The sequence below is a fragment of the Vibrio sp. CB1-14 genome, assembly GCF_040412085.2.
Lineage (GTDB): Bacteria > Pseudomonadota > Gammaproteobacteria > Enterobacterales > Vibrionaceae > Vibrio > Vibrio chaetopteri.
The window spans coordinates 165,202-191,781 of record NZ_CP115922.1 but is presented as its reverse complement, the minus strand read 5'-3'; the positions used below and the strand labels follow the sequence as shown (position 1 = coordinate 191,781).

General features: G+C 44.5%; 34 protein-coding genes. 15 read left to right on the top strand and 19 right to left on the bottom strand.

Features of this window, described 5'->3' with window-relative positions; genetic code table 11:
* Positions 1–57 precede the first annotated feature (57 nt).
* Entirely contained in the window at positions 58–1,515 is a 1,458-nt protein-coding gene (locus tag PG915_RS24825; RefSeq protein ID WP_367357793.1) for a DUF1214 domain-containing protein, read from the bottom strand.
* Positions 1,516–1,954: 439 nt separating this feature from the next.
* Between PG915_RS24825 and PG915_RS24820 the strand changes: the two genes are divergently transcribed.
* Positions 1,955–2,713 (top strand): hypothetical protein, encoded by a 759-nt coding sequence (locus PG915_RS24820; protein WP_353500280.1) that lies wholly within the window; start codon positions 1,955–1,957, stop codon positions 2,711–2,713.
* Positions 2,714–2,799: 86 nt separating this feature from the next.
* Entirely contained in the window at positions 2,800–3,111 is a 312-nt protein-coding gene (locus PG915_RS24815; RefSeq protein ID WP_420884641.1) for a hypothetical protein, read from the top strand.
* A gap of 13 nt (positions 3,112–3,124) precedes the next feature.
* Here PG915_RS24815 and PG915_RS24810 read toward each other — a convergent pair whose 3' ends face one another.
* Positions 3,125–4,045 (bottom strand): IS5 family transposase, encoded by a 921-nt coding sequence (locus tag PG915_RS24810; protein WP_353500279.1) that lies wholly within the window; start codon positions 4,043–4,045, stop codon positions 3,125–3,127.
* 234 nt (positions 4,046–4,279) lie between these two features.
* Between PG915_RS24810 and PG915_RS24805 the strand changes: the two genes are divergently transcribed.
* Positions 4,280–4,570: a hypothetical protein gene (locus tag PG915_RS24805; protein ID WP_353500278.1), complete on the top strand. Its 291-nt coding sequence runs from the start codon at positions 4,280–4,282 to the stop codon at positions 4,568–4,570.
* Positions 4,571–4,697: 127 nt separating this feature from the next.
* Positions 4,698–5,642, top strand: coding sequence for a LysR family transcriptional regulator (locus PG915_RS24800; protein ID WP_353500277.1), 945 nt, complete (start codon positions 4,698–4,700; stop codon positions 5,640–5,642).
* A gap of 602 nt (positions 5,643–6,244) precedes the next feature.
* Here PG915_RS24800 and tnpA (PG915_RS24795) read toward each other — a convergent pair.
* From tnpA (PG915_RS24795) to PG915_RS24760, 8 genes are all read right to left on the bottom strand, one after another.
* Positions 6,245–6,691, bottom strand: coding sequence for an IS200/IS605 family transposase (gene tnpA, locus PG915_RS24795; RefSeq protein WP_353500276.1), 447 nt, complete (start codon positions 6,689–6,691; stop codon positions 6,245–6,247).
* A gap of 242 nt (positions 6,692–6,933) precedes the next feature.
* A complete protein-coding gene (locus PG915_RS24790; protein ID WP_353500431.1) occupies positions 6,934–7,869 on the bottom strand; it encodes a nucleotidyl transferase AbiEii/AbiGii toxin family protein in 936 nt (311 codons plus the stop codon).
* Between the two features lie 2 nt (positions 7,870–7,871).
* Positions 7,872–8,276, bottom strand: a complete 405-nt coding sequence (locus PG915_RS24785; protein WP_353500275.1) for a DUF6088 family protein — start codon at positions 8,274–8,276, stop codon at positions 7,872–7,874.
* A gap of 312 nt (positions 8,277–8,588) precedes the next feature.
* On the bottom strand, positions 8,589–9,374 hold the full coding sequence (locus PG915_RS24780; protein WP_353500274.1) for an endonuclease/exonuclease/phosphatase family protein: 786 nt from the start codon (positions 9,372–9,374) through the stop codon (positions 8,589–8,591).
* Between the two features lie 96 nt (positions 9,375–9,470).
* Positions 9,471–9,932, bottom strand: a complete 462-nt coding sequence (locus tag PG915_RS24775; RefSeq protein WP_353500273.1) for a hypothetical protein — start codon at positions 9,930–9,932, stop codon at positions 9,471–9,473.
* A 14-nt stretch (positions 9,933–9,946) separates the two neighbouring features.
* On the bottom strand, positions 9,947–10,180 hold the full coding sequence (locus PG915_RS24770) for a hypothetical protein (protein ID WP_353500272.1): 234 nt from the start codon (positions 10,178–10,180) through the stop codon (positions 9,947–9,949).
* Positions 10,173–10,496, bottom strand: a complete 324-nt coding sequence (locus PG915_RS24765; RefSeq protein WP_353500271.1) for a hypothetical protein — start codon at positions 10,494–10,496, stop codon at positions 10,173–10,175. Before PG915_RS24765 ends, PG915_RS24770 begins: the two co-directional genes overlap by 8 nt.
* A 7-nt stretch (positions 10,497–10,503) precedes the next feature.
* Positions 10,504–11,676: a DGQHR domain-containing protein gene (locus PG915_RS24760; RefSeq protein ID WP_353500270.1), complete on the bottom strand. Its 1,173-nt coding sequence runs from the start codon at positions 11,674–11,676 to the stop codon at positions 10,504–10,506.
* A gap of 210 nt (positions 11,677–11,886) precedes the next feature.
* Here PG915_RS24760 and PG915_RS24755 point away from each other — a divergent pair, with 210 nt between their 5' ends.
* Genes PG915_RS24755 through PG915_RS24745 form a run of 3 tightly spaced genes read left to right on the top strand, consistent with a single transcriptional unit; the run spans position 11,887 to position 15,721 of the window.
* Positions 11,887–14,268, top strand: coding sequence for a hypothetical protein (locus PG915_RS24755; protein WP_353500269.1), 2,382 nt, complete (start codon positions 11,887–11,889; stop codon positions 14,266–14,268).
* Positions 14,269–14,288: 20 nt separating this feature from the next.
* Positions 14,289–15,257 carry a hypothetical protein gene (locus tag PG915_RS24750; RefSeq protein WP_353500268.1) on the top strand — a complete coding sequence of 323 codons (969 nt, stop codon included), beginning with the start codon at positions 14,289–14,291 and terminating at the stop codon, positions 15,255–15,257.
* Entirely contained in the window at positions 15,257–15,721 is a 465-nt protein-coding gene (locus PG915_RS24745; protein WP_353500267.1) for a hypothetical protein, read from the top strand. The genes PG915_RS24750 and PG915_RS24745 overlap by 1 nt, the downstream gene beginning before the upstream one ends.
* Before the next feature lie 37 nt (positions 15,722–15,758).
* Here the strand turns inward: PG915_RS24745 and PG915_RS24740 are convergent, their stop codons facing one another.
* The gene (locus tag PG915_RS24740) at positions 15,759–16,001 is read right to left on the bottom strand and encodes a hypothetical protein (protein WP_353500266.1); all 243 of its coding nucleotides are present in this window, start codon (positions 15,999–16,001) and stop codon (positions 15,759–15,761) included.
* Between the two features lie 12 nt (positions 16,002–16,013).
* The gene (locus PG915_RS24735; protein WP_353500265.1) at positions 16,014–16,172 is read right to left on the bottom strand and encodes a hypothetical protein; all 159 of its coding nucleotides are present in this window, start codon (positions 16,170–16,172) and stop codon (positions 16,014–16,016) included.
* A 116-nt stretch (positions 16,173–16,288) separates the two neighbouring features.
* Between PG915_RS24735 and PG915_RS24730 the strand changes: the two genes are divergently transcribed.
* From PG915_RS24730 to PG915_RS24720, 3 genes are all read left to right on the top strand, one after another.
* Positions 16,289–16,696, top strand: a complete 408-nt coding sequence (locus tag PG915_RS24730; RefSeq protein ID WP_353500264.1) for a hypothetical protein — start codon at positions 16,289–16,291, stop codon at positions 16,694–16,696.
* A gap of 380 nt (positions 16,697–17,076) precedes the next feature.
* Positions 17,077–17,493, top strand: coding sequence for a DUF4145 domain-containing protein (locus PG915_RS24725; protein ID WP_353500263.1), 417 nt, complete (start codon positions 17,077–17,079; stop codon positions 17,491–17,493).
* A gap of 88 nt (positions 17,494–17,581) precedes the next feature.
* Positions 17,582–18,484 (top strand): tetratricopeptide repeat protein, encoded by a 903-nt coding sequence (locus tag PG915_RS24720; protein ID WP_367357792.1) that lies wholly within the window; start codon positions 17,582–17,584, stop codon positions 18,482–18,484.
* Here the strand turns inward: PG915_RS24720 and PG915_RS24715 are convergent.
* Together PG915_RS24715 and PG915_RS24710 are read right to left on the bottom strand one after the other, a co-directional pair.
* Positions 18,468–19,136, bottom strand: coding sequence for a DUF4406 domain-containing protein (locus PG915_RS24715; protein WP_353500261.1), 669 nt, complete (start codon positions 19,134–19,136; stop codon positions 18,468–18,470). The two genes, PG915_RS24720 and PG915_RS24715, sit on opposite strands and share 17 nt — an antisense overlap.
* Entirely contained in the window at positions 19,129–19,620 is a 492-nt protein-coding gene (locus PG915_RS24710) for a hypothetical protein (RefSeq protein WP_353500260.1), read from the bottom strand. The genes PG915_RS24715 and PG915_RS24710 overlap by 8 nt, the downstream gene beginning before the upstream one ends.
* Positions 19,621–19,967: 347 nt before the next feature.
* Here PG915_RS24710 and PG915_RS24705 point away from each other — a divergent pair, with 347 nt between their 5' ends.
* Positions 19,968–20,984, top strand: a complete 1,017-nt coding sequence (locus tag PG915_RS24705) for a hypothetical protein (protein WP_353500259.1) — start codon at positions 19,968–19,970, stop codon at positions 20,982–20,984.
* A 152-nt stretch (positions 20,985–21,136) separates the two neighbouring features.
* Here PG915_RS24705 and tnpA (PG915_RS24700) read toward each other — a convergent pair whose 3' ends face one another.
* Together tnpA (PG915_RS24700) and PG915_RS24695 are read right to left on the bottom strand one after the other, a co-directional pair.
* Complete coding sequence (tnpA, locus tag PG915_RS24700) at positions 21,137–21,583, bottom strand: IS200/IS605 family transposase (protein ID WP_042473647.1); 447 nt, start codon at positions 21,581–21,583, stop codon at positions 21,137–21,139.
* 206 nt (positions 21,584–21,789) lie between these two features.
* Entirely contained in the window at positions 21,790–21,951 is a 162-nt protein-coding gene (locus PG915_RS24695) for a hypothetical protein (RefSeq protein WP_353500258.1), read from the bottom strand.
* A 268-nt stretch (positions 21,952–22,219) separates the two neighbouring features.
* On the opposite strand from PG915_RS24695, the gene PG915_RS24690 reads away from it, so the two are divergent.
* From PG915_RS24690 to PG915_RS24675, 4 genes are all read left to right on the top strand, one after another.
* Positions 22,220–23,152 (top strand): DNA cytosine methyltransferase, encoded by a 933-nt coding sequence (locus PG915_RS24690; RefSeq protein WP_353500257.1) that lies wholly within the window; start codon positions 22,220–22,222, stop codon positions 23,150–23,152.
* 240 nt (positions 23,153–23,392) lie between these two features.
* Positions 23,393–24,520 (top strand): hypothetical protein, encoded by a 1,128-nt coding sequence (locus PG915_RS24685; protein ID WP_353500256.1) that lies wholly within the window; start codon positions 23,393–23,395, stop codon positions 24,518–24,520.
* A 234-nt stretch (positions 24,521–24,754) separates the two neighbouring features.
* The gene (locus PG915_RS24680) at positions 24,755–24,880 is read left to right on the top strand and encodes a hypothetical protein (protein WP_418642828.1); all 126 of its coding nucleotides are present in this window, start codon (positions 24,755–24,757) and stop codon (positions 24,878–24,880) included.
* A gap of 82 nt (positions 24,881–24,962) precedes the next feature.
* Positions 24,963–25,151, top strand: a complete 189-nt coding sequence (locus PG915_RS24675; protein ID WP_353500255.1) for a hypothetical protein — start codon at positions 24,963–24,965, stop codon at positions 25,149–25,151.
* Positions 25,152–25,222: 71 nt separating this feature from the next.
* On the opposite strand, the gene PG915_RS24670 is transcribed toward PG915_RS24675, so the two are convergent.
* From PG915_RS24670 to PG915_RS24660, 3 genes are all read right to left on the bottom strand, one after another.
* Positions 25,223–25,462 carry a hypothetical protein gene (locus tag PG915_RS24670; RefSeq protein WP_353500254.1) on the bottom strand — a complete coding sequence of 80 codons (240 nt, stop codon included), beginning with the start codon at positions 25,460–25,462 and terminating at the stop codon, positions 25,223–25,225.
* A gap of 176 nt (positions 25,463–25,638) precedes the next feature.
* The gene (locus PG915_RS24665; RefSeq protein WP_353500253.1) at positions 25,639–25,941 is read right to left on the bottom strand and encodes a hypothetical protein; all 303 of its coding nucleotides are present in this window, start codon (positions 25,939–25,941) and stop codon (positions 25,639–25,641) included.
* A 40-nt stretch (positions 25,942–25,981) separates the two neighbouring features.
* A complete protein-coding gene (locus PG915_RS24660; RefSeq protein ID WP_353500252.1) occupies positions 25,982–26,509 on the bottom strand; it encodes a hypothetical protein in 528 nt (175 codons plus the stop codon).
* Between the last annotated feature and the right edge of the window lie 71 nt (positions 26,510–26,580).

Genomic DNA, 26,580 nt, shown 5'->3' with positions numbered 1-26,580 from the left:
GCCTTGGAATATAGGCACCATATTGCTCATACAATTATATAAATAGTATGGGAACGTTTATTTATATTCCGAACATTCAACTCTCTCAATATTCGGAATTACCCAGCTATTGTCATACCACGTGTCAGTAGGATCATAGATTCTAAAATATGGGAAGAACCCTTCATTGAAATTGGTTTGAATTGAATTTTCATTATTGTCTACATTAGGCCCCCAATAAATACTGTAAGACCCATCGGTATTCTGCTCCAGCCCTTCTTGGTAACTATTTATTCCCCACGTAAAATGATCGTTCTGAATCATTGAACGCTCTGGCGCATTGTAGGTCACCAAAGACCAGAAATTGCTATAAGGAACATCTGCTGGAATGTCTAGCTGATAACAATTTGAACCATTCAAATAGTTTCCGTCGCTATCTACATAGGTAGACACGTAGACGGCTCCTGTGCCTCTAGGCGGCCGAGTCATGGCTGCAGCGGTAAAGGTTGCTTGATGAGCCCAAACAACTTGAGCTACTGGGTCAACAATATCAAAGTCCCGATGTGTCCAGTTTTCATCAGCCGTTGTATTGGGTAATACCCAATGGCTTTGCTCTTGCCCCCATTTATAAGCATTTTGCTCTCGGTTAGAAAACGTTAATGTAAGTACGCGTTCCCAGGCTAGATCCTTTGCTTCTTTTAGCAAATCTTCATCAATCGAATTATTAAAAAAGCCAGCATGATATAAGTGTGCAGTATTGTAACTGTGCTTCTCTGCATCATATCCATTTAATAGATAGTACTGTTGAATCAATGCCGGAATATCCTTCTTATGAAAAAGCATATCCTGATACCCACCATCATCGTATACCGGTGCAGAGGTATTGTAGAAGGTAGTTTTAGGTGGCTCATTCGCATCAGCAAGAGAATACGTTTTAAGGCCGTTTGTTAATGTATTGACGGCCCCTGGCATTCCCTCCTTACCTTGAAAAGCTCTAATTAGCCAGACGATAGTATTGGTCGGTGAAGGTGCGTGAATCATATCTGACGGTACTTCTCCTTCCCATCCAGGTGCAGTAAGTAAATAGGTACCTCCTTTGCCTCGATCAGAACCAGTCAATCCAAAATCTGCAAACGACGTCCATCCAGGACCATTTGCCATACCCATCACACCCGGTGGAACCTCTAACACCACGGCTCCTCCTTGTACTTCCAAGTTCACAGGATGAACGGCATAAACGGTTTCAGAGTTTGCAGTAAGCACAATTTGTCTTGGATCTACCGACGTTTTCATAATACCTATATTCTGCTCTGTTGAACCGGCATCAAAATAAGAGTGGTAAAGAGACATAAAGGCAGCTTCAGGTTGCAGGTCGACAAACGCTCTTGTTAGATTCTCGAGATCCATTTGCTGGTAAACTTCTTCGCTATTGAGAACCGGATATCCAGATGGAACTTCACTCGCAATACTAGTAAAAGCAGCCGTTGCCAATGCCAAAGTAATCATTGATTTTTTCATAATATTAAGTTCACTCATGGAGTTAGTTTTTTGGTATAGCGCAATGCAATCGCAAAAGTTATGTTAACTTGGCAATATAGCTATCGTGCTTACTCTATAAGAGACACCGAGACATTCCATAGTCAGCATTTCTTCAATATAAGATGATTGCTCCCCACATCATCAATCCACGTTAATATTAGCGACTAATTAAACCAACAAGAAATAACAATTATTACATTAAGAAATAACTTGAAATCATATCATTAAATTAATATTTATCTTGGTAAATTTTAGATATAACCAATCGTAATAGCATGAAATCACCATAGTCATTTCTTAAATAAAAAGACCTTATTATAGAATTTCCCACATAGCAAAGGCATTTAATTTTAAGTCTATGCATATCACTTGATGGCCTAATTGGAATGGGCTTTCAATACTCACCAGGGATAAATTAAATAAAATAAGAGTTATTATGAAAACAATCAATTATATTAAAGTAGCAACTATCGCATCTGCTCTATCTGTCGTATTTAACACTTCTGTTGCTGAAGAATATCAAGATATGTCAGACCCGCTTTCAGTCTATTCACAAGCAGGAATTGGAGCAACAAACAAAGGCCTAAACTTCAAGTTCGGTCAGGCGTATGACACCAACAACGAATCCACAATGGCAATGCATATCCTTGAAGCAAAGGGGTTTGCTGCTGATACCCTTGGATTAAAAGGAAATGATAGCTTCGATTCTCTTCGTTACCGCCACTTTAATGTCAATATGCAAAACGGTATTGGCTCTCAAGTGGACATTAACTGGGACTTCAATCAAAAGCTAGGCTCAGCCTCATACTCCATGATTCAAGCACTCCCTGCTATGGGAGCGATTCAGCTCTACCCACTAGCTGGCATTGGAGTGAATATTGCGGACGTTGATTCGGCTCTATTAGTCGATGAAGGTGAATCGTTCGGATCAATAGGTTATGCCATCCCATCTAGTTTTGGCTTGCTAGGCCTCTACTCGAAAATAGAGATAACCGACCAAGCTTGGTTGAACTACAACCCTATGTACACAACTCAATTGGGTGGTGTTGAAGCATTAAGCAGTTTATATGGTTGGCAGCATGAAGTTGCTTTGAGCTATCAAATAGATACTCAAAGCAATATCCGAGCATTTTGGAATTTTGGTGAAGCAGTAAACGGCACTGATTTCAGAGTCGAATATAACTATCAATTTTAGAACTATTGCCATGGATGGCGAACAGCTCAGAAATATAAAACTAAAAAATAAAAACAACCAATTATAAACATATCGGAAGATTAAATATGTTACTTAAAAAGAGACTTACATCTCTCATATTACCCATCCTAGCGCTGCAGGTAGCGGCTTATGAGCTAGTTGATGAAGAAAAAAACCAAGAAGACCCTACTAAAATAGTGACAAGAGTTGGCGCTGGCTATAATGGAGAGTTAACGCTTAATGGTTCGTTAGGGCTGGATGAAGCCAGAATGATCAGCGGCAATATCAATTCCGATGCTAGTGAGTGGCGTATTGGCGGGTCTTGGCTATTTAGCAAGGGGATCGTGAACTTCAACTGGCTTTGTTGCGTAATTCGGACAGAAAACCAAACTGCCTGAAATTGGGTAATTCTTATACAACATACTGAGTTTCAGGCATACCAAGCCCTGTAAGCTTGTTCAGTGCTTTAATCATGGCGTAGGTTTCACCTACCTGAGCATTGTAATTTCTCAGGCTTAATCTACCTCCTAGCAACTGCTTCACACGATACATGGCTGTTTCTGAGAGTGAACGCTTGTTATAACCATACCGCTTTTTCCAGTTCTGGTTGGAGCCGTAGAGCTTTTGGCAACCTACCGATAAATTGCGAGGGTGTCCTTGTTCCCAGAAGGCAGCCCCTTCTCTTGGTGGGATAAGCGGAACAGCTCGCTTAATCCGTATGGCATCATGGCAATTCCTTGTGTCGTAAGCACCATCTCCAGATATCTCGATGATTCGTCGACGTGTTTGCTTAAGCAAATTAGGAAGGACTTCTGCATCAGTGACATTAGATAAACTTAGTTCTGCTGCTATTATCTCGTGAGTGCTGGTATCGACTGCTAAATGCAGCTTTCTCCAGACTCTGCGCTTCCCGTCAGTACCATGCTTCTTGACCTTCCATTCACCTTCTCCATAAACCTTGAGACCAGTAGCATCAATGGCCAGATGCTGTATCGTACCTCTGGTTTTAGTTTTAAATGAGACCTCAACTTCCTTGGCTCGACGGCTTATACAGGTGTAATGTGGACAAACAAGCGGAATGTTAGCCAGCTTAAATACTGAGTCTAGAAAACCTTGCAGCGCTCTCAATGGCATAGAGAAAACTCGTTTCACCATCAATGCGGTTGTAATGGCAAGATCGCTGAATTGACGAGGCCTGCCGCGCTTACTCTGTTTGCTTTGCTTCCACTCGCTTATGGCTTCTTCATCAATCCAGAAAGTGAGTGAACCACGATTGATTAGGGCTTTGTTGTACTGTTTCCAGTTCGTTGTTTTATAACGAGGTTTTGGCATAAGGCTACGATGATTAACTGATGTAGACGATCAGATCGTAACTTCCTGATTTAGTTCCATCGAATTACGCAACAAAGCCACTTCAACTTCAAGAAAAATCAGTATGAGAGTGGTGGTAACAGCACCAGCTACAACTTGGGGACATTTATACCTCTCAGCGTTTTCGGTGTGAACCCAGCTGGCTGGCAACTTTTTCCAGCCTTTGGTTATAACTACACAGAAGGACGCGCTGTAGTGGCCACCACTCACTCATACCACGGTCAATCATTAATGGTGCCCATTGAAAGCCATGGCGCGTATCTGGGAATGCTCGCACTTAAGCCAATAGGTCATGGACTTACACTGATGTTAGGTGGTGGAGGTAGTGCAGGAAGCAATAACACAAATAATGGTTATCTTGGTGGTGGCATAAGCTATCGAATCGATGATAACCAATCAATAAACAGCTTTGGCATTGTCAGTAATAGCTCACAATTTGGTTCAAAAAACACCCTGTCAATTAACTATCGATACGAGTTCAATTAGTTAGTCAAACTCTATACACTATCGATCGAAGGTGCACACAAAGGCAGCCCTCCTTTATCCAACCGATCGCTACTTTATTGGACTCTGTGCAATATGTTTAACTTCATGATAACCTGATGTGGTTATCATGAAGCAAGGATTGCCTATGAAAGAGTCGGAGATGTTAAAACTCGACTTTAATTCTCTAAAGTTGCTTAAAATACTGGGCGAAGAGAAGAATACCAAACGAGCCGGCGAGCGACTTTTTATCAGCCAACCCGCAGTAAGCAAGTCACTAAGAAAGCTCAGAGAGCAGTTCAACGATCAACTGTTTTTGAGACAAAAGCATGGGTTAGAGCCGACACCCAAATGTGATCAGTTGCTTCGACAACTTCCCGATGTCTTATCAAGACTGGAAGCGATATTTGAACAAGGAAGTAGTTTCAACCCGGAGGACTACTCTGGCGAAATCAATATTCACATCAACACAGTGCTCTGCTACCCACTAATGGAGCCCTTATTCAAAACACTCACTAAAAGCGCTCCCAATGCAACGATCGTCATCCAAAACTGGTCTCACGATACCGAAGTTAAAATCAAAACCAACCAAGTAGACCTAGGGATTAATTTTATGCCTTTAGGCATTACTAAAGAGATCGTGCAGCAACATGTTGTTGCGGCTCAGTTTAAGCTCTGTTGCTCTACCGAACATCCAATGAGTAGAAAAGGAAGCATAACCCCACAAGATGTCGGAAGCATGCCGTTAGCATTAATGTTAATGCCTGATTACCACCAAGGGGAAACATTTGCAGAAACCTATTTGAGAGCGCGGGATATTGAACCTCGGGTATTATTACGAACAGACAAAATAGGTCTATGCTATCAAGCAGTACGTAAACACCACTGTCTTTTTCCTGTCAGCCATATTGTTAGACACTCTATTCCAGAAAATATGACGCTACTTGATATAGAGCACTTTGAAGATGGACCAGAATTCTCCATTGGTGGTTTTTTTGCTCATCGCTCCCGACATTCACCGTATCTAACTTGGTTAAAAGGGCTTGTTTTCGACACGATAAAGCACCTAAGCTAACGACCGTACAACATGCCCCTCCTTCTGTGAAGGAAGGACAAAGCACGCGTATCTTTCCAGAAAGACCTTCATGGATTTAGAGCATCAACGAGCTCATTTAAAGTGATGTCAACAGGGCTCGCACATCATTAGTCGCATTAAATATGTAGGTTACGATGTTTATGGACAAAACCTTGTTACGGTTTTTGAAGGGTTGGAATATTTCAGATAACCTGATCTAAGGCAAAATACCCATCAAAACTACCGAACAGTGACTAACTTTACTAGTCTATTACTAATTTGAAAAAACATGTCAGTCGTGATTGCTTATTTTTTTATGAACAGTTACACGTAAAAGCTAGGGGAAAATTGTGGCAATCAATGAGAAAACAAATAAACACATTAGAGCAACATGAGATCGCTTCAATAAACCGAACAAAATGTCGACTTTTACCCTTGGTGAGATAGCGGATTTTGCAGAAAAACGAGGCTTACTAGTTGAAAGTGTCACAGAAGTCGACTTTGGATATAACCCCCGAATCAAAGCCATTCAGATCAAAGTAAAAATCCACCTGCTGAGCAGGTGGCTTTGAATGGCGGCCCCCTAAAAGGGGGGCTAACTTTTAGTTACTCAACCCTAGATGCATCTGACGCTCTTCTTCTTCCTTTCCCACACGATCTTGATGCCTGACATATCTTCGGATTATTTCCTCGTTCATTCCTACCGAATCAACAAAATAGCCACGCTGCCAAAACTTATTGCCCCATAACTTTTGCTTTCTTAGATACGGAAATTTGTTGAACAGCCTTATCGCTGTCCGTCCTTTAACAAATCCCATATACTTTGAAATACTCAAACTTGGTGGCATTCTCACAACTAAGTGGACGTGATCTACTTGAACGTTCAACTCTACAACCTTGCAGTTTTTCATGTTGCTGTAGATATAGATACTTCGGTACAGCTCTTTGCCCAAGTTACCCTTGAGTATTTTGAGTCGGTACTTCGGCGTCCAAACTATGTGGTACTGGCACCTGTAATATACGTGCGAAGCGGATTCATCTCTGCTCATGTTCTTTTTCTCCTTGATTTGCTGGTTACAAACTTGGATATCTTGAACATGAGCGTCCTTCGGGCAAAGCCCTAATGGACGATCACCACCTTCCTAGAAGGTGGTTTAGGGTTAGAAAACAAAACAAATCTATAGGTTATGTAGGTACTGAGGTAAAAGAGGAAACCATTTAGACTTCTTGAGCATATTGTCCCAACATTTGTAAGCGTTGCTAAATGTTGGGGCACTATGTATCGAAGAAATTAGTTTATCAGTTGCTCTGAAATGCCCTTAAATGAGGCAAAACAAGTATCGAAGTCATGGGGATCTGAGTTGTAAACCATTGGAGCCACAAAATCGGCAAAGCGTTTACGAAACTGCTCGTTGTTTTCTATCTCTTCTAATCCTAGGTTTAACTCATTACGTGGGTCATCGACGAATTCCTGATGTTGATTGCCATATCGATTTTTGTCCTCTTCCAGTACAGTATCAAACATCGGCTTTAGTACGTCCATATTAATGGTATGCCCGTGGCTGATGCAGTGAACATCGTAAATATGTCGAACAAGTGTTCTGTCATCCTTACGCTGCGGGTTACGCTTAACTAACATGGTGCGCCGCAACATAGAAAGCACTTTTTCAACCAACGTAGAGTCAATAGAAATACACGAAATCGAATTAACTTCAGCAGGTTGATGGTAGCTCTGCGCCACCAGTGATGAAACAGAGCGAGGTTCAACACCCTCAAGCTCTATTGTCTCGATCAATTCCAGTTTGATGAAAGGTCTCAAACACGGTGCTTGTTTATATTGTTGTGGATATTCTATTACGATTTCAACATATCGATATTCATCGCGTACCTTTTTATCGCAGTAATCCAGATAACTATGATCAGCTAACCTTGTTATGAGATTATCGACTAATGCTTTGCGAGCTTTTTTCCGCGCATTTGTGCCCTTTTCGAGAAACTCCTGAGTTGGTATCAACTTTATGTCAACGTCCTCAGACATGCGTAGAATCTTGATATTGGACTTTGCCAAAGCTGTTCCACCTGAAAAAACAAGCTGGTGGTGCTCACTTTCTACGCTTTCCAACATGGCAAGCAAAGACACAACCCAATAATCCTTTTCAGTGATAGAAGGGTTACCTAACTCAAGGAGGTCAGATACTTCAAGAAATTGTCTTTTTAACTTTGGTATACTCATTGTCGCTTACTCAATACTCGGTTACCAACCTTGAGATTTCGGTTGAACTGTTTTGGGTTCCACTTGTATCTGATGGATGCTGGAATTTGAGTGGACTGCCCATTTATACTCTTTAATGTCAAAGCGTCCATCTCAAAGTCTACACCGCGCATTCTTAAGATCTCACGCATGATTGCATCAGTGCCACCTGGGTTCGTAGGCATCGGTTTATTCGTAAGGCTGTTGATTGTTGACTTTGTGTATAGACCATACCCAATTTTCATCAGCACACCTCTATCCACAAGTTTTTTCAATACTCGACCAATCTGATCATAGCTAGCGAAGTTGTCAAAGTCTTTACGCTCGAAAACATAGCGTCGAGAGCGCTTTATCTGTTGATAAATAAGATCAATTGCAGTCATGATTAACCCTCCTGCGTGATGCTTGCCCTCATTATACCTGAAAGTTACCCTCACATGAAATATATACGGCATTAGCTCAAGAGAAAATACGACACGACATTACAAAAATTTACCATTAGCTAATTGTTTTGTTGAATATTATTTTCAAAAAACATGCAGCCAGGCATCATAATTTTAATCAATGACCTAAATCTCAACAAAGCTCTAAATGCCACCAATTGTTCAATGTCGAGATCAACTTCGTCGCCAATAGTCCTCTGTCTCGAGGGAAGTATTGTAACGATCACTAACGACTACTTTCGTCTCTGCTAACTAACTGGTAGGGATCTTAACACTTGCAAACACTGGTCGGTGGTCAGGTCGCTTATCGTCATCGTTGCAGTATTCAGGCTCAGCAAACAAAATCTCCGAAGTCCCCTTCGCACCATTGGCTACGAAAACAAAATCTAGAATGCTGTTGTAATTTTTATGGCAACCAGTTTTTACTAAAGTTGTTGGTTTTACCCACTGCCAGTATCCACCAGCAACAAACTCTCGATAAGCCTGATTCGTCTTCCCTGTAGGTACGTCATAATCGAAGTTATAGTCGCCCAGTGCCACCACTGGTAGAGTTTGCCCGCTTACCCAAGCTTGGAGTTTCTTTGATTGCCGCTGCCTTATAGACGCATCTCCCCTCATTAAGTGATTCACCATGACGATAAACTCAATATTTTCTCGCTTATCTTTCAGGCGCGCGTATAGCGCTGGACGCTCGTGCTTATGTTCATTGAATACAAGCTCACCGGTTTCAACTGCTTTAAATTTTGAAGAATCAAAGAACAAAGCCAGGGCATCCGTAGTATCAGTCGCTTGGTCGCTGTTCAGATAACGGTACTGCTCACCCATTTGAGACTTAAGCTGCGGAGACCAAGACTGTGTCAACTCGCTAAAGCCATAGATATCCGCTTTTGGTGCCGCTTTTAGATAGCTTGCTACGGTTGTCACCTTCGCATCTGAGAGATAGCCACCTTCAACGTTATAGCTCATCACATCAATGCTCTGTGCGATGCTTAACGTTGAAATTGCCGTAAGTGTTAAACCCAAACTCCATTTTTTCATGTTGTTACCTAGCCTTTTCAAATCTATTTTGCATCCACAAGCGTGATTAGCGCTCTGTAGGGCTATCTTGTGGACATCAATCCAATCAACTGACTGCTACATTGAGCTCAGTAGCGAATAGTCATTGGGTGTGATCCTTCGCATGCCTCCGACCATTACGCAGCCCCATTTCTGGCGATTCGTTGGCGTCAAGTCCAGTTTGTCGAGAAGTGGTTTGATTGGTACCGGCAAATCAAACACTTCCACGTCCGTCATTTCGAGAACAACGCTCGGCTCTGCATCAAGCTGTAGTGGATATTTGCGTTTATGAAACGTTGTCCAAGGCGTGACTTTCGCGATAGTGAACGACCCCATTACATGCTGCGTGTCGGGCTCATCACCCGGCAAGTAAATTAGGACTTTCTCTCCACTTTTCACGATATTTTTGCAAGGTGTTTGCTTGTAGAGCGGCCAAAAACCACACTGTATCAGTGCCATGACTGACTCTGTGGCTGTTAAACAAAGCTCACGTGTGTAGTCAGCCCTTTTTAAAATCAGATAGTGACCTTCGTAGTTCATATCCTTTCTCCTTATCAGTCATCGAGTGCACCCGTTGATTGCTGCAGATAGGCAGCTTCCAACGCAAAGGCGTACATAAGCTGTTCCTGTGGATGCAAAGACGATGAATAGTCGAATCCCTCAATGTGCTTGTAGCCCATTTGCGAATAGAAACGTCCTGCAAGAATATTCAGTGTCCGATGGAGCTCTTGTGAGACAACGACATGGTCACCGCAAACCTCATAGCGTTTTGGAAATCGATTAGGCATGATGTACTCCGTTTATGGTTACTGTAATGAACTGCTCGCTTGAGAAGTGCGCGAGCTCTTTGGTATCAATGTCCTCTGTTTCAAGAAGTTCATCGCGTCTTTCTTGGCTCAGTGAAACGCTTTGACTGTTTACGAGAGTGCACGGCAACGATGAAAGCTCAGCAAAGATCTTAATCTTACTCTCAAGAGAAGGTTCTAAAGTCCGTATCTGGAGCGTTCCTTCAAAGCCTGATTGCACCGCGCGAGTGAGTGATAGTCGTACTAGGCTCATCGCATTTGGACAGCGCTCCGCCTGTAGATCTAGAATCAACATCATGCCCTCCTTAGCGATTGCAATAAGCGCTAGCAATAACTCTAAGCTCAGTACAAAGCAGTCTTGCTAGACGATTTTCACTGCTTTTCACGATTTTCAGTTTTCCGTCGATGTTCTGATACACCTGCGCGTTAATCCAAAGCGCATGGTCTTTCTCTGTAAACGGAAGTGCTTCTAGTCCCTTCAGTGGTGCTAAATCAAACTCCTCTTCGCCACGAACCTTGGCATCCACAAGTAGACTATTCCCGAGCAAACCGAGCGCTTTGAGTCCAATAGCGCAGCAAAACAAGTTGTTCGACACATGCAGTTTCCACTGCTCCTTGTTTGCCGATTGAATCGCTTTGTATGGTAGGTGGTCGTAGAGCGAGGCTAAGTAACGGGTGATGTCGAGCAGATAAGCGTCATAAGCATCGCGGTTAGCAAGCGCGCTTCTTACCTCCGCCTTGCTGCCACCGATAAAGGCACAGAAAAAGTCGACGATTTGCGACATGTTACACCACTGACCTTGCGCCAAGCGCCCTTCTACAGCAACAGCCTCACTTAGCGGGGCACCGCGACTCTCTGTTACCGTTAGCACTTCATTAGCAAATACATTCAGGACATCTTCGCTATCGAAATAGATGGACTGAGAACGGGAAGGTTTACGAAGCCCTAGATGCAGATCCGCGAACAACTGACGAATAGCGGTCGCACTCTCATAGACATCGGCAGAGGGTACAATCCAAAATTTTACGTCCAAATGGTGACCGGCAAGACTGCCCTTGAGCTTCAACGCTTGTTCAATCCCTACGCGTCGCCCTTGTCCATCGAGCACAAACGTTCGCGTCCCAACTGGAAGCGATAACATGCCAAGTTTGGTGCCATTGGCCTGTACAGATGGCATCTCAATGGGTTTAACGCTTGCGTGATTCGACAACACAACTATCACTTCAGGAAAAGCCGTATTTTCTCGTTCGACAGCATAGTGAGTAATACCACTGGCACGAGTGGATTGTACCAACCTCTGCATGCGTGCTTTCTCATCGATTGAGTCGTTTTCTATGCGAGTCATCATGCAAAACTGAGCAAAAGTAATCTTTCCAAGATGAGTTTCACCGATTCCCTCGTTACCTGTGATCACTAAAAGCTCGAACGCCTGCTCTAGTGTTAAGTTCGCTGATAAATCGATTGTAGTCATATCCATGATGGCACCTCGTTTTTAAATTGTTAACTTAAAACTAGTCGGTGTTATTATGTTAATCAAGCAATCAACAATCAAAATCACACATAAAAGTATTAAATAACGGATATATAACGATTTAAATTTATACAATTATTTCCTTTTAGGTTTTAATTTGACAACTTTGTACCCATGTACTTTACTGTTAATAGGTACACAAAAAGAGACACGGTTATGCTGAACTTTATTGATGTTAGCTCGCTCAAATACGAACTTTCTGAAGCGGTCTTTACGAAGTCAGAGAAAGTCATTAAAGAATTGATGAGGCTCTTAGAAGAAGGCGCAGTGTTAAAGGTTGGCTATAGCACTGGTAAAGACAGCAGCACTGTTCTTAACGCAAGCATTGAAGCTATGCGACGCTGCCTGGAACAAGGCACGATTGAAACGACGAGACCACTGGTGGTCATCACCGTTGATACCACATTAGAGCCATATAACTTGTCTTGTTATGTACCCCATGCACATAAACTGGTTAAGGCCTACTGTGACTCTTTGGGCATTAATCTCGAGATTGAAGTCGCTTCACCACCACTCTACCAACAGTTGATGGTTCTGTTCGCTGGCACACAAAAGCTACTTCCGTCTGCACGCAGTGGGAGAACTGTCGACTGCAGCATCATTTGGAAATTAGACTCTTCAAGACGTTGCTTAGAAAAAATCCAGCATAGACTCCCTGCCCGTTATCGCTCAGCACACTGGGTCGACATTTCAGGTAGTCGCACTGAGGAAAGCCAACGTCGTAAGAATAACATGAAGAAAGCAGGCACAGATTCTCGCACCGCTGCTTCACTTATACAGCATTGGCAGAGCCTACCTGTCGGCTACAGCATCACTAACTTCGCACCCATCTCTGATTGGGATACTCGCGACGTCATCAACTATCTAACACACGCTGGGCAAAACCCCGTTCAACGCCCATCCAAGCAGCACGCTATTCGTGCTTTTTGTGAGAGCTTTGGTTTGCTGCTCGCTCTGTACGGTGAAGGTTCTGATGACGTGTGTAGCGTCACGTCACAGTCAACTTGCGGCGGAACGGCAAGATATGGGTGTCAATGTTGCCCCGTGGTCAGTGATGATCACAGTGGCAAGGAGATCATGCAGTATCCTCGCTGGGCTAGGTTTGGTGACGATGTACTTCGCTTTCGTGATTACTTTGTTCGAGTCAGTCTTGATGTTCGCCATAGAGCTTATCACCCTCGAGCGACCTGCGGAGTGACGAGTAACATCTACCTTCAGCCCAATGTTCTAAAAGCAAACGTCTTAGAGAATCTGCTTTACTACGCGGCGCAGATCACTGAAAAACAAAAGCGCATTCACGAAGAATTTTGCGAGCGCTTGGCGTCAGGTGATATCGATAACGATGAAGGGGTACTTGATATCATGAGTGACCCAACTTTATCTGATGCCGTGAAGCGTGAATACCGTGAAGCGTACATCGCGCGCATGAGCGACGCACCGATGTTGTCTCTTTTCACTGAGCAGCACGCGGGACTTCTGTCTGCTCTATGGTCACTGAATGGGGTTAAATCGACACCCTACAGACCCATGAAGATCTTAGATGCGGTTCAACATGGCAAGAGCAAGCCGTTTCCCATGCTTAACTCTGAGCTCAATGATGCACGCCGCGCCGCAGGACTCCCTGATTGGGACGATGCTTCGGTGCTAAATAAAACCGTACCAGATGCACTGGTTTATCAACTGTTCACACCGGCAAAAACGTTTAACAGCGAGGCAAGCGAACAAGAGTGCTTGGCGCACTCGCCAATCAACCTAACTGAATACTCATCGCAAGCAACACCTGTGCTAACTCCAGATGCTGACGGTCGCTTTGTAAACCGTCACAATATGACAGCGCTGCATAACCTACGCCTAAAGGTGGTTTACCGAATCGATGATCAAGGCGAATCACTTTCAGTAAAACGCAGCAAGCGCGGGGTTAACTTTGATTTACCAACGTCTTCGAACGCCCACCAGCAGCTCCTCTTACTTGCAAAAGACAAGCTGCATCGAGTGCTAGTCAAGAAGTACGGAGAGGATATTACCACCGAGGACATGATTGGACAGCCCCTGTCGCAGCACGATGTCATCAGTATTGAGTTTCTAACTGAAATGCCCGAGTGCAAAGAGTTTTCGAGTGCCTACCCTGCCTTACGTGAAACGAAAACCAACAAGCGCCAAAGTGGCGTGCGCTTTACAATGCGCACGAGAAGCAAAGAGCGTGATGGTAAATGGGTTGCTGGACGCACGTCCCTTCAAGATTACGTCCCTTCTACACGTTCCAGCCAAGCGGAGCAGTTTGAACAACATATTGGCTACTGGCTGCCAGATAGAAGTCAGAAGCGAGTGCAGCTCTTTCAACTGCACGACTACAATTTGGATGAAGAGCTTGTTGGGCATATGGAATACTCCATCGACATCGACGACTCTGCGTTTCAGAACTTCATAGAGACCCACTGGAATACCTGTATAGCCAATCACAACCAAGCGCTTCTACGTAGCCGTTCAGCAGGACTTGCGCTCGCACCTATCAAGGAACTGCCGCGTTTCACTACTTGATGAATCACGCCGGTCTTATCATGTCCACGTCATTTGAGAGCTATGTGCAGCGTAGCCTCGCTAGAACCGAGTTATTCCACTCAAATGCACTCTACCAAATCTCTGATTTTGACTATCAAAGGCTGTCTCAGTTGCCGAATGTCATTTTCATGAGTGAGCATCGTCTTCAAAAAGCTAACCACCTCAAGTGGATCCGACGTGCGCGAAACCTTTCACGTAGAGCGCTAAGTAAAAAGCAGCAGCAAGCCACTCACCAGCGCGTAGAGCGCGTTGTTCAAGCGAGGATTGAAGAATATTTTGAGCACCTTCAAACAGAGTTGGTTGGCCATGCCATCTATGACGCGCATTACAGACTTACTGACAAAGACAATGCGAAGCAATCCGTCAACGAACTTTGGCTTCAAACGTATTCAGCAGGCGCAACACATTTCGATGCCATGCTAAAGCTTCTGACCACTCGCGAGGAGCAAAAACAGATCTTAGCCAACCTGCCTTGCATGCAGTCCCTCGCAACTTTCTATGCAAAGACCGCTCATGCATGTTTGTCGCATGTTCGCCGCGAACTTGAGAGTATCAGCAAAGGCGTATCGGCAGCACTGACCGAGTTAACCCTTGACGATTTTCACGATGATGGATTTGGTAACCTGGAACTAGACAACGAGGCACTGCTTTCACCTATTGCAGAAGCCTTTAAACACTATGGCCTTGGTCGAAACCCGTTTTTACTCCTCACCGGCATGACACACAGAGTTGCCTATGCACTAGGCCACAACGCTGAGCAGGGCATGCAAAAGGCGACAGAAAAAGCCTTAAGTGATTGTATTAGTGCTCTTAATTCTCCTGTACATCCGTTATATACTCAATTAGCGACAGTCAATGCGGAGCAGGCGATCAGAGCCAACGTATCTGTTTCGAGTATGGCTGGCGCACAAGGCAAACTGTCTGACTCAAAGCGTCAGCTATTAGAATCGTTAAGGAAGGCATCGTAATGACATCGGGAGCACTGTACACGCCAGAGCAAATCAAGGCATTAGCATCAGTATCGCGCAAGCCTCGAAATAAGAGCGCTCACGAAGCAGCAGAGAAACTAGTGACGACAGTGCCAGCAGCTGGTCTTCAGAACGCTATTGATGAGTTAGGCGAAGACTACGAGTTTCGTCGTTATATCGAGCGCACGGTAGCAGGTTGGCAGGCAATGGCAGATAAGTTGAAGAAACTCGACAGGGAGGCGAGCAGCCCTCTCCCACTAGCTCAATTTCAGCTACTCATAGACCTACACGCGACCCAGCCAAGCAAGCAAAGTACTGGCGCCCTAGAAATGATCCTAGTGCACAATATGCCGCAAGCACGTGTCTGTGAATTGCTTGATCTTACTGCGTCACATATGAGCCGTTTGAAAAGACAATTTAACGAGCGACGCAAAGCGCTGCTTGAGGCGTCGCTGCAGCTCTAGTTGGAGCTCAGCGCTATATCAAAGACAGTAGTCTAACTTACTGCAAGTAATGCCCCAACTTCAGTACAAGAAAGAGCTGACCTTGCTTATCTGTTGCTTTCAGTTTAAATGTTCGCGTTCCAGTCTGCTTATCGTAAGTATCTTGTTGAATCTTCACGGCATTGCCAGAACTACAGATATCCTTAATATACTCATAAAGGTCGACATTTTCTTTGCCTTCGCCTTCTATATTAATAGTCTCTCCGTTCTTAAATTTTACGACATAGTTCTTCGTATTCATCGTTCTTTCTCCCTACTTGTATCCCGAAACCACACGAATACAAACGGCATCACTAGTTGTTGGACTGGCGGCTTTACATGCGTGCATTGCACTATGGAACGGGTTTGCTAGATATCCACCAATGACGCTGCCAAGCGCGATAATAATAGCGGCGACAATTACCTTGTTCATCCGGACCTTCCTTGTTCACTCTTCTCTACAGTAAGGGCGACGTCGTGGTTGAAATTATTAACCTCAAGCCAAGTGCATATCGCTCTATGCTTTATCTAAAGAAATAGGAGAGCGACATGGAAGAAGCAACTAACCCCTTATTGAAAATGTCACTTAAAGCTTTCGGCTTACTGCTCTATTTGGTGTTAGGCGCCTCATTTGTTGCCACTATCATGGCGACTCGAAGCCACGTCGATAAGATAGAGCATTCCATTTCTCACGAGTTCTCACAACAGTCATCCGCGCATCAAGCGTTTGCTGACAGCTATCTACTTTGCGTTAAGGATTTTTCCACGAGGATTGATAAAGATTGCGTCGGAATCGCTATTGCGGTGATGCAACAACCAACCGCTACAGAACAAGTCGTTAACGACTTCTATCAGCAAGTCATTCCGCCACCGAAAGGCTTTGATCTATTCTTTGGCCTATTAATGGATCCAGATGCGCTTATTGCCATCCTCACAAACCAGGGAGTGAAGCTATGATCGACAAAATATCCAAGCTATCCCTGACTGCAAGTTCCCTGCTGATAGTCGCAGGGCTTATGATGATGTTTCTCTTCAATGTACTTTGGTGTCACTTTACCGCCCAGGGGCTCCCTGATGCGTATCTCGCCGTCTGCGGTAATGGCAGTAGTAACCACTGGAGCCTATCCTGCCCCCGGTTATCTGCTGCTCGCGCTCGGCATTTTACCGCTGACATTACGACTCTTTCTTGCTGGTGAAAATCGTCATTCATCCTAGGCTATACCTGCCTATCTCTCATAAATTCAATACAGTAGACCTATCGCTCTATCCATTCTGTATAAGCGTGGTTATTATATGCACCCATACTAATAAGCGACGCAACGAGCAGAAGGCAACGGATGAAACGCATAACGGACTTGAAGTTTGTCGACACATACCTGACTGAATTTACCGGTGACTATCGCACTGCGCTTGAAGTTATCGATGAACTGCCAGATTACACCCTAGTCACCCTACGCGACCTTATCGACCACATCATTGACCTTATCGCCGCTCACCACAACTACAGCTTAAAGGCCGCCTCTATTTTCACGAAAATTAAAGAGTTGCAAGACGCCAGCAAAATAGATAGTTACCTTGCTGACCTTCTACACTCGATTCGAATTAAGGGCAACAGCGGCGCGCACAAAAAAGAAGTGTCTGCAGATACTCATGATCAAAGAAAAGACAAGCTGAGAGAATTAGCTTTATCGGCAAGAGAGGAGCTACTAGAAGTTCTTAAAACCGTATCATCTCTTCTACATAACAAGACGTGAGCTTGACCTTTCCCTTGCCAAAGTCAGCATAAAGAAGCCCGAAGTCATTATTGCAGAAGCGACATTAAGCACTGACTACAACGCAAAGATGAAAGCCGGACGAATGTACGAGTCGTTGTATCACCATAGCGTCTTGCATGGTTCGGTTATAGGAACAGATCTTGAGCTAGTGTCGCGAATGGAGCTTCTTGAGCATGCTCTCGCCTGCTACAGCATGGCCTGCGCCTTATCAACAAACATGGAAGGCTATCGAAAACTGAAAGGTCACGAAAATTCCGTCCATGAAATGATCTTGGAATGGGGAAAATCGGAGCCACTCTTTCGATACGCGAGTGTCGCTTATCAGTTGTATAACGATGATAATTTGCCTCAGTACGCAAGAGAGCGGCTGGAAGCATCAACGAATGCCGGCTACGCCCCTTCACAATGCCTATTGGCCAACGTTCTGTGTCGGGAAGGAGACTATGAATTGGCTATCGAATACTTTATCAAGGCGGCAGAACAAGAGAACACGAAAGCACTTATCGACCTCTATCAGCTTTATACCGATAATAATTTCATCGCTCCCGATCATGACAATGCGCGCAAGTTTCTAGACAGAGCAATTGAGCTCGACTGCCCTGACGCATACGCTACCAAGGCCATAGATTACTTTGAAGGCGTTACCGACAGTAAAGACGAGAAACAAGGCCATGAGTTGTTAAATACAGCGATAAAAATGGGTAGCCAAATAGGTATTGAGTACAGCTTATCTAGGAGTGTGCAAAGGCAAATTGCTGAGCGGATTTCTAGCGAAGCCAGCACGATGCTTCAGGAGATCCGAACATCACTTGAGCAACAAAAAAAGAAGCCGACAACAAATCCTCATATCGCTAAGGCAAAAATCAAACCAAACGATACCTGCAAATGCGGTTCTGGTAAGAAGTACAAAAAATGCTGCGGTGGCATACCCACGATAACACCTTCGCATATATTCAGTGAGTGGATGTAGTGGTGCAAGCTGTATCAGACTCACTGGGATGACTAGGGTTATCAAACACGATAGGTAATCCTAGTTTTTTACTCAAAAAGTACTCTGCTAGTGCGCCTGAGGAGCGCTCCCATCCTGATAACATCACAACTCTATCGCAATTGAATATCATCGCCATCGAAGCCCGCATGTAGGCACGCTCTCCCAGTCCAAGCGGTAACTGACAGGTGTGGATAACGGTATAGCCTAAGTCTCTATAGCGCTTCTCGCTGTCCATGAACCTTTTGCGGTTAGACGTAATATCACCGGCGGTCACTGCCCCTGAAAGAAAGACCACTTCACGAATTGGCTCTACTTTAGCCTTATTGGATACGGGAAACTGTAGTAAATTGCCCGTAACCGGCAACACTTCATGATTGATCTCGGCTAACTCTTTTTTAAGCAGTTCGCTTACCTGCTCACAATTGAGTAAGTATGGGTGACGAACAGCGTCATTCGTTAAACATAGCCGTGTGGCATGTGGCTCATCCTCACAACGCTTGAAGTAGCACACCTGCTCAATACTCTTTTCGTAGACATCGACGCCATCGCACGCCACCAGTTCGTACTCGCCAAAGTCGCACGCTTCCATAATCGTTTGCATCAAGTCTGCAGCTAAGCCTCGTTCAAGCATAGACCTTCTCCTTTGGTAAAAATGACACTTCAATCTTTCTTCTGCGCAGCGCTCGTAGCGCTCTGACCTGAGCGTCAAGCTTGGCAACCGACGACTTGTGACACTCAATTCGCTTGTTTAAGCGCTCGATCTCTTGTTGAAAATATCCTTTGGAATCAGAGGCTACGTTACGGCTATTGCGAATGGCCACTTTGCGCTCATGCTGCAGCCTTTCTAAATCGAGTTTTGCAGAAGTCTGTGCATAGACGTTTGATAGGAGATCCAGCTCGGTCGTTGACAAGATATGTGACCTGAGCGCCTCCTTGGCAGACTCGAAATCGTCAAAGTGCTTTACCTCACCCAAAGAGAGATATTCACGGCCAACAACTGGCTCGTAGACATTTGGGTTCAATGGTGACGGGTAGCAATTGGATACGCTGACCAAGCAATCCGATGGGCTGTCGGCGAAGACGACAAAATGTGTGGTACCAAAAAATACGCCCATGAGGCACTCCTTTGTTCACTGACTTGATTAACAGAGTACGCGACTCAATGAGGGGAAAAGTCCGATTTAGAAGCCAAAATGATTAAACCGGACGATTTTTCATCAAAAGTAACAAAGGTTTTAGTTAGTGGGATAGACGTTCTGATAGACAGTACTTAGGTCTTAGAAGATAACCTCTAACGAAACACGAACTAAATTGACAGCACTCTTATTGAATTTTTCGAGCTGAGATTGGCTATCAAGAAATAGAGTTCTGAGTTTTCCTTCAACTATGTCATTCACTACGAGGGCATGATAACCTTAATTTATAAAATATATAAGTTACTAATTTAGTTAAGGAAAACGTCATGAATACTGGCTTAAAGTTACTGGCTATGGCCGCTTCACTTAGTATCGTGGGGTGCGCGTCGAAACCCTACAATGCAGGTCAATACGCAATTGAGAATCAACGGCTCGCTTCAGAGTCGTCATTAGAAGCGGTTGAACCCGATGAGCAGTTCTCTAACGCGATGAAAATCATGTATGACTACACCCAAGTGGATATAGACAGAGCCAATAACCTTGACCAGCCATTCGTCCGAGGAAGTTCGGCGGCAAAAGATGCGATTAGCGCTGGTGGTACTGTCGCTCTGCTAGCAAGCGGTGCGTCTTTGTTGGATGCATCCTCTTTCCTCTTGGGCTCATCCTATAAAAAGGATGTCAGCTCACTCTATAACAACAACCGCATATTACGCTTCGTCGAAGTGAGTGAGTCCACGACACCAGTGGAGCTAGAACGATTAATCACTAGCCACCAAAAGGAACTCGCACAGCTGATTGCCACTAGCTACGGAAAAGTCGATGTCGATTACACTTTTATTGACGAAACAAAGTTCTCTCAAGAGCTAGAGAAAGTTTGGTACAAGAGCGCGTACCACGTCATTCCGTGGAATCGCACGGATTCGAATCGAAACTTTTCGAAGTTATGCAAACAAAGTACACCTGAAGTCGAGAGTTTTATCACTCGCCTAAATGCAATATACGACGTGAATTGCCAGTCTCAAGTGTTGAATCACCTCCAATTTGTGGTCAATGACAACCTACAGCCAGTTGCTGCATTCAACGGACGCAAAGTACCGAATTACGCTGTCATCAGTGCGATATTGCCGGATGATTTTCCGATGAGTGCGTTAAGCAGCACGTACCCATATGACTACGCTTTTCAACCAGCCTTTGCTTGGTTCTATTCACCATCAAAGTTTGCCAGAACGTATGGAGAGAAGGATTTAAAACAGCAGTTCGAAGCCGGAAATGTGGTTTTTCTGCCAACATTAACCGCTCTTCAGTCGAGTACAAATGTGCCTTTTAGCTACCAACGCAAGTAATCGTTTGGTGACTTACTCGAGGCGTAAAGTCGTTCTGCTTACCAACATTTTTCAGTACGTTCGCATCTGGGCGCAAGATATGACGCTGTAGAGTAAATAATCCACCTGCTGAGCAGGTGGCTTTGAATGGCCCCCTAGAAGGGGGCTAACTTTTAGTTACTCAACCCTAGATGCATCTGACGCTCTTCTTCTTCCTTTCCCACACGATCTTGGTGCCTGACATATCTTCGGATTATTTCCTCGTTCATTCCTACCGAATCAACAAAATAGCCACGCTGCCAAAACTTATTGCCCCATAACTTTTGCTTTCTTAGATACGGAAATTTGTTGAACAGCCTTATCGCTGTCCGTCCTTTAACAAATCCCATATACTTTGAAATACTCAAACTTGGTGGCATTCTCACAACTAAGTGGACGTGATCTACTTGAACGTTCAACTCTACAACCTTGCAGTTTTTCATGTTGCTGTAGATATAGATACTTCGGTACAGCTCTTTGCCCAAGTTACCCTTGAGAATTTTGAGTCGGTACTTCGGCGTCCAAACTATGTGGTACTGGCACCTGTAATATACGTGTGAAGCGGATTCATATCTGCTCATGTTCTTTTTCTCCTTGATTTGCTGGTTACAAACTTGGATATCTTGAACATGAGCGTCCTTCGGGCAAAGCCCTAATGGACGATCACCACCTTCCTAGAAGGTGGTTTAGGGTTAGAAAACAAAAACGCCGCCCAAAGCCTTTTCATCTTCAGCTTTGGGCGGCGTTTTCCTATCGATTCGATAAGCAAGAGCTCTGCCTATCTGGGTTAAAACAGCTTGAGCTCCGACGTCGATAGATCGATAGTTTCTACGCAATGGCCTGTATTTGAACTAACACGTTCACAAAGATCTTCCAACGAACCTTCAGAAAACTCGACTAGGTTTTCGATACGTTTCTCGCCATTTTCAAGTTGAACAATCACTTCCATTTTCGCGCTCCTCATGGCTTTCAATAGAGCTCGACTATATCTCTTCCCAGTCAAGCGATATCGCTACGCCACATCAAGAATTAACTTTGATTTAGACCGTTTCAGGGCGAACCAAGCAAGTGCCGCTGATGGCCTAACCTTACGACCATCATAAAGGGGGACGTTCTGAGAAAAGTCCGTTTACGAAGTTTTTTTAGTTAATTTCGGACTTTTTTTTAACCCACCTGCTGAAGAATGAAGAGGAGACCACGAACAGGAGATCCTTGTTATGATAAAAAATCGAGTAGCCACCGCCGTTGACCTTTTTGCAGGCGCTGGTGGTACCAGCGTCGGAGCCACGCTAGGAGGAGTCGATGTTCTCTGGGCAGCAAATCACAATGCACTTGCTGTAGAGACCCATCAAAGAAATCACCCAAACACTACACACGTTACTCAAGACTTACACCAAGCAGACTGGAGTCTTTTGCCAAAGCACGACATTCTTTACGCTAGTCCATGCTGTCAGGGACATTCCCGTGCACGCGGAAAACCTCACAACGACTACCACTCTGACAAGAGCCGCTCAACCGCTTGGGCTGTCATTAGCTGTTTAGAGTGTCACAAAACCCCGGTTGCTCTGATTGAAAACGTCATAGATTTCAAAAAATGGTCACTATATCCCATTTGGCTTGAAGCACTGAAAGCCCTTGGCTACGCCGTCTCTGAAAACACATTCAATGCAAAACATCATGGTGTACCACAAAGTCGTAATCGCCTTATCCTGCTTGCCACAAGAACGCGATCGCCCTTACCTATTCAGCTTGAAAAAGAGCCGCTCATTGGTGCGAGCAGCTTTCTTGATCTCAGTATCGCAGGACATGACTGGGATAACGTTGCCAACCGTGTACCGGCGACACGCAAGCGAGTGGCTAACGCAAGACGTGACCATGGTGATATCTTCATTGACTCAGCCTACGGCAGTGCCACCAGCGGGCACAGCATTCATGCCCCTATACCGACAATCACCACCGTGAACAAACACAGTCTTGTGATCGGAGATAAAATCCGACCAATCACAATTGAGGAGATAGCCGCCGCGCAAACATTCCCTGCTAATTACAATTGGCCAGCATCGAAAGTCGCCACAAAAGCTTTTATTGGCAACGCCGTACCACCAGCCTTCGCTAAACGATTAACTGATTACGTGCTCCAATATGCCTAAGGTCGACTCAGATGAATATCAGACGACGGAGGGTTTGGTGCTCTATCGTAAAGAACGGCAGCGTAGCCCGCATACTTAATCAATAGACTATTGCAACATTCTGATTTTACGATAGTATTGCACTGAGGGTTGCGCCTCGAGCCTTGCCATGCTCAATAGCTTTTTATACATCTTATTCTATGCATTGACTTACGTAGTGCACCTGAGGCAAGCGGATGCACTATAGATATAGGTGAATGCATGCCCCATCAGATCAAAGTCTACCCTTCGGATTTTGAAGACTTCAAACAATTAGCAAAGCAAATTTCCAGCAGTATCGTTTATAGGTACCGTGACCAAGCCCTGCTCTCCGCATTTAAGCGAAATGACGCGCTCGCGATGGCGTTCGGCTATAAAGGTCACTCTGATCTCACACACTGTGCTAAAGCCCTCACTTCTAGCGACACCAACGAAACGGGACGTTGGTTGAACTGGCGTAAGACAGATAAATTCTATGAGCGCATCTCCGCTGCATTCAGCCAGCGATACGACTCACTAAGCGAAGAAGAAATACTGCTAGCACTAACGCAAGCCCCGCCAAAGCAAACAGAGTTCGAAGTCATAGAAGGTTGCCCAATCGTTCAATTTAGCCCGCTAGACCCTGATATCAGTAATGAGCAACGCAGTGAACAAGAGATAAAAGCCTGGTTTAACGTGCCTTTCATTTTCGAGTCATTTGATGGCGAAAATAGAACATTTAGGGTCGAATGCCTTGATGGGGGTGCTTGGGATAGAGCAACTCATAAAGCGTGGTGCAAAACCCTAGAAGAGGCGCTTGCTGCATGCGCTCAGCTAAAGAACGATAACCCTAACTATCGCAACTATGGCGATGACGAAGCAACTGTGACAAAAATCGTTCTTAGCAACGCATCGACTGACGAAGAGGCGGCACAAGCGATTATTCACGATATGTACAAAATCCAATTGTTCGCAGACCGAGTAAAAAATGCGCTGGAGAGTGTACTCGTCGAGTTACCTAAGGGCTTTGACTTAACATACATTGCTGCGCTTCTGGAAAACTCTACCTTGTCCGAAATGTACACCGGCGAAGATGGGAAAAAATACCCAATTTGTAGCGCAGACATTCTCAGTGACAATGAGTTGCTAATTTGTGTGCCTAGCCACTATTTCGCCACTTTGATAGGTATGGTTGAGCTCCCCACTCTTACAAAGCATGTCGATACAAGGCTACCCATAGAACTAGGAGAGATTGATAAGTATATTTCGAAAAGCGATGCTTGCATGTCGACCATACTGGATCCAGAAGCGGAAGGTTTGCAGATCATTGGTTATGTTTTGTCTGATAACCGCTACTTTTACAAACCATAATTATTGAAATTAGAAGACGTAAACGCGTAAGCGTCTTGACCGGCCAGCAGGCTTTACATGATGAAATACCTACCCAGTGGTAGGTATTTTTGTATCAACTGCTCCCTTTTCCAAAAACATAAGTGCCTCGTTTTTTTCTTTTGCATTGAAATCTCAACTCCTACACACATACATTGCACTGCATAGTTCATTTGGAAAAATGATGACTACACCCCTATGGACTTTGTATGAGAGGTGCTAAGGCAAACGCTCTTGAAGTACTGGACATCAGCTACAAAAGACAGGTTGCGTGTGCATGTCGAAGGGAAAGCAATTTGTGCCACCTTCACTGTCAAAAATGCGGAAACAAAAGTGCTCTAAAAAGTAAGCATGGAAATTCGCACACTCGCTGCTGCATTCGGTTAGATTAAGTGAATGGCGCGCTGGGGAACAAGGAGGACGTATGGTTTATTGGATTGCTTGTATCTGCACACTCTTATTTATGTGTGTCAAAACAGAGGGGTTCAACTCAGAGCACCTTGGAGAAATCATCAAGACACTCTGCAAACTACTACTGCTGTTTAGTGCTGCTTATCTAGCAAGCCTTCATAACATTGAGTTAGCGGCTCTTCTAAAGCTATTTCATGGCTGAGCCGCCCAATGTACAAGCTAAGATTCAAGGTATATGGATGGCGGTTGTGCGCTCACTTTCCTCGCCATAAGCTAACTTAGAAAGTCATCAAATAGAGAGGTATCGGCTTCCATGTCGTCCCACTGTCGCTGAAAGTAATCATGTTCAGCGTGGTCAATCAAAGGCAGACTGCTAAAGAACCTTGCTCTAGACGCTGAACGCTGCAAGGAGCAAATTTCAGCATCTCGATTCTTAACCTCAGGCTGTGCTGCAGAATAGGGGGCATGCGAGAGTGGTTTTGTATCAGTATTTTTGTTTCTTTGATGGCTCATAACTGACTCCTAATTCGAACGACTGTAATGGAAACATCGTCAGTATGGCAGCGCCGGAATACCCTCCCCCCAACCAAAAAAGAAAAAAAGCCCGCATACTGCAGGGCTTAGAACCAAAACGGGGGGAGGATATTCATTTGTTCAGCAACTCTTGAAGCACAAACGCTGTTAACGGTTCAGAGCTTATAGGCAGCCAACCAGTCGTTGATATCCTGATCGTCTACCTCAGTTCGCTGGCCGCTATGACTGACTTCGACTATAACCCCTTTGTCGTCTGCAATAATTAAGATTTCAGTACCATCCACTTCATCCAAAGCGAGTTGATCTCGGCTCATCACCCATTGGTACATCGCATCCTTTGACGGATACAGCTCACACCCTGCCCTGAGCAGATAGTCTGTATCAAACTGAGACCATGCCTGCTTCGATATTTGAAAATAGTGTCCATGCTCATTAATAAGAAAGATAAAAGCATTCATTGTCTTCGCCCTCGTGGTTTTAGTTAGTGCTTATCGCAGCTCAGCTATTTTGGTACTCAGCGATGCGGTACTCGTCATCGATAACAACAGGTCTACCAGCTACTTTGAGATCAAGAGGTGTTACACCATCCTTTGGTTGAAGTTCGTAGTCTTTAAAATCGACTAAAACATAGAGGTGGAAAGACTCCAACCAATCAATATCAGTCACAGAAAATGTGGCAGTAAGCTCTACAATATCTTGAGCTCTATTCTCGACGTCACTAAAGCTTCTATCAACGCAATACGCTGTCGCCCGTTCGCTAGTTAGACTCCAAGATTTACCCAAGCATGGGCGGGGCTGCGCGCCTCGAGATAGACCTATTTTTCGATGCAGAACTATCTCATTGCCATTCACATGGCCTTTCCTTTCTACTTGATTCAAAAAGTCATTCACGAGGTTTTCAAAGTTCTCATCAAGATAGCCCTCAGTGCCGCTCAGAGCGCTTTTGCCCATACAAAAGTCATCGACTTCTTCGTTGTAGTCATAGTTATCCATGATGTAGTCACTTAATGTTGAAATCGTCATCATCGTGCCTCTCTGTTTAACTGCACATAATCATCTTGTGTGCTTACATCATAAATCATAATCATACACGGTTA

Coding starts and splice junctions, on each gene's coding strand:
- PG915_RS24825 (WP_367357793.1), bottom strand. CDS start 1,515: ATGAGTGAACTTAATATTATGAAAAAATCAATGATTACTTTGGCATTG.
- PG915_RS24820 (WP_353500280.1), top strand. CDS start 1,955: ATGAAAACAATCAATTATATTAAAGTAGCAACTATCGCATCTGCTCTA.
- PG915_RS24815 (WP_420884641.1), top strand. CDS start 2,800: ATGTTACTTAAAAAGAGACTTACATCTCTCATATTACCCATCCTAGCG.
- PG915_RS24810 (WP_353500279.1), bottom strand. CDS start 4,045: ATGCCAAAACCTCGTTATAAAACAACGAACTGGAAACAGTACAACAAA.
- PG915_RS24800 (WP_353500277.1), top strand. CDS start 4,698: ATGAAGCAAGGATTGCCTATGAAAGAGTCGGAGATGTTAAAACTCGAC.
- tnpA (WP_353500276.1), bottom strand. CDS start 6,691: ATGAGCAGAGATGAATCCGCTTCGCACGTATATTACAGGTGCCAGTAC.
- PG915_RS24785 (WP_353500275.1), bottom strand. CDS start 8,276: ATGACTGCAATTGATCTTATTTATCAACAGATAAAGCGCTCTCGACGC.
- PG915_RS24780 (WP_353500274.1), bottom strand. CDS start 9,374: ATGAAAAAATGGAGTTTGGGTTTAACACTTACGGCAATTTCAACGTTA.
- PG915_RS24775 (WP_353500273.1), bottom strand. CDS start 9,932: ATGAACTACGAAGGTCACTATCTGATTTTAAAAAGGGCTGACTACACA.
- PG915_RS24770 (WP_353500272.1), bottom strand. CDS start 10,180: ATGCCTAATCGATTTCCAAAACGCTATGAGGTTTGCGGTGACCATGTC.
- PG915_RS24765 (WP_353500271.1), bottom strand. CDS start 10,496: ATGATGTTGATTCTAGATCTACAGGCGGAGCGCTGTCCAAATGCGATG.
- PG915_RS24760 (WP_353500270.1), bottom strand. CDS start 11,676: ATGGATATGACTACAATCGATTTATCAGCGAACTTAACACTAGAGCAG.
- PG915_RS24755 (WP_353500269.1), top strand. CDS start 11,887: ATGCTGAACTTTATTGATGTTAGCTCGCTCAAATACGAACTTTCTGAA.
- PG915_RS24750 (WP_353500268.1), top strand. CDS start 14,289: ATGTCCACGTCATTTGAGAGCTATGTGCAGCGTAGCCTCGCTAGAACC.
- PG915_RS24745 (WP_353500267.1), top strand. CDS start 15,257: ATGACATCGGGAGCACTGTACACGCCAGAGCAAATCAAGGCATTAGCA.
- PG915_RS24740 (WP_353500266.1), bottom strand. CDS start 16,001: ATGAATACGAAGAACTATGTCGTAAAATTTAAGAACGGAGAGACTATT.
- PG915_RS24735 (WP_353500265.1), bottom strand. CDS start 16,172: ATGAACAAGGTAATTGTCGCCGCTATTATTATCGCGCTTGGCAGCGTC.
- PG915_RS24730 (WP_353500264.1), top strand. CDS start 16,289: ATGGAAGAAGCAACTAACCCCTTATTGAAAATGTCACTTAAAGCTTTC.
- PG915_RS24725 (WP_353500263.1), top strand. CDS start 17,077: ATGAAACGCATAACGGACTTGAAGTTTGTCGACACATACCTGACTGAA.
- PG915_RS24720 (WP_367357792.1), top strand. CDS start 17,582: ATGAAAGCCGGACGAATGTACGAGTCGTTGTATCACCATAGCGTCTTG.
- PG915_RS24715 (WP_353500261.1), bottom strand. CDS start 19,136: ATGCTTGAACGAGGCTTAGCTGCAGACTTGATGCAAACGATTATGGAA.
- PG915_RS24710 (WP_353500260.1), bottom strand. CDS start 19,620: ATGGGCGTATTTTTTGGTACCACACATTTTGTCGTCTTCGCCGACAGC.
- PG915_RS24705 (WP_353500259.1), top strand. CDS start 19,968: ATGAATACTGGCTTAAAGTTACTGGCTATGGCCGCTTCACTTAGTATC.
- tnpA (WP_042473647.1), bottom strand. CDS start 21,583: ATGAGCAGATATGAATCCGCTTCACACGTATATTACAGGTGCCAGTAC.
- PG915_RS24695 (WP_353500258.1), bottom strand. CDS start 21,951: ATGGAAGTGATTGTTCAACTTGAAAATGGCGAGAAACGTATCGAAAAC.
- PG915_RS24690 (WP_353500257.1), top strand. CDS start 22,220: ATGATAAAAAATCGAGTAGCCACCGCCGTTGACCTTTTTGCAGGCGCT.
- PG915_RS24685 (WP_353500256.1), top strand. CDS start 23,393: ATGCCCCATCAGATCAAAGTCTACCCTTCGGATTTTGAAGACTTCAAA.
- PG915_RS24675 (WP_353500255.1), top strand. CDS start 24,963: ATGGTTTATTGGATTGCTTGTATCTGCACACTCTTATTTATGTGTGTC.
- PG915_RS24670 (WP_353500254.1), bottom strand. CDS start 25,462: ATGAGCCATCAAAGAAACAAAAATACTGATACAAAACCACTCTCGCAT.
- PG915_RS24665 (WP_353500253.1), bottom strand. CDS start 25,941: ATGAATGCTTTTATCTTTCTTATTAATGAGCATGGACACTATTTTCAA.
- PG915_RS24660 (WP_353500252.1), bottom strand. CDS start 26,509: ATGATGACGATTTCAACATTAAGTGACTACATCATGGATAACTATGAC.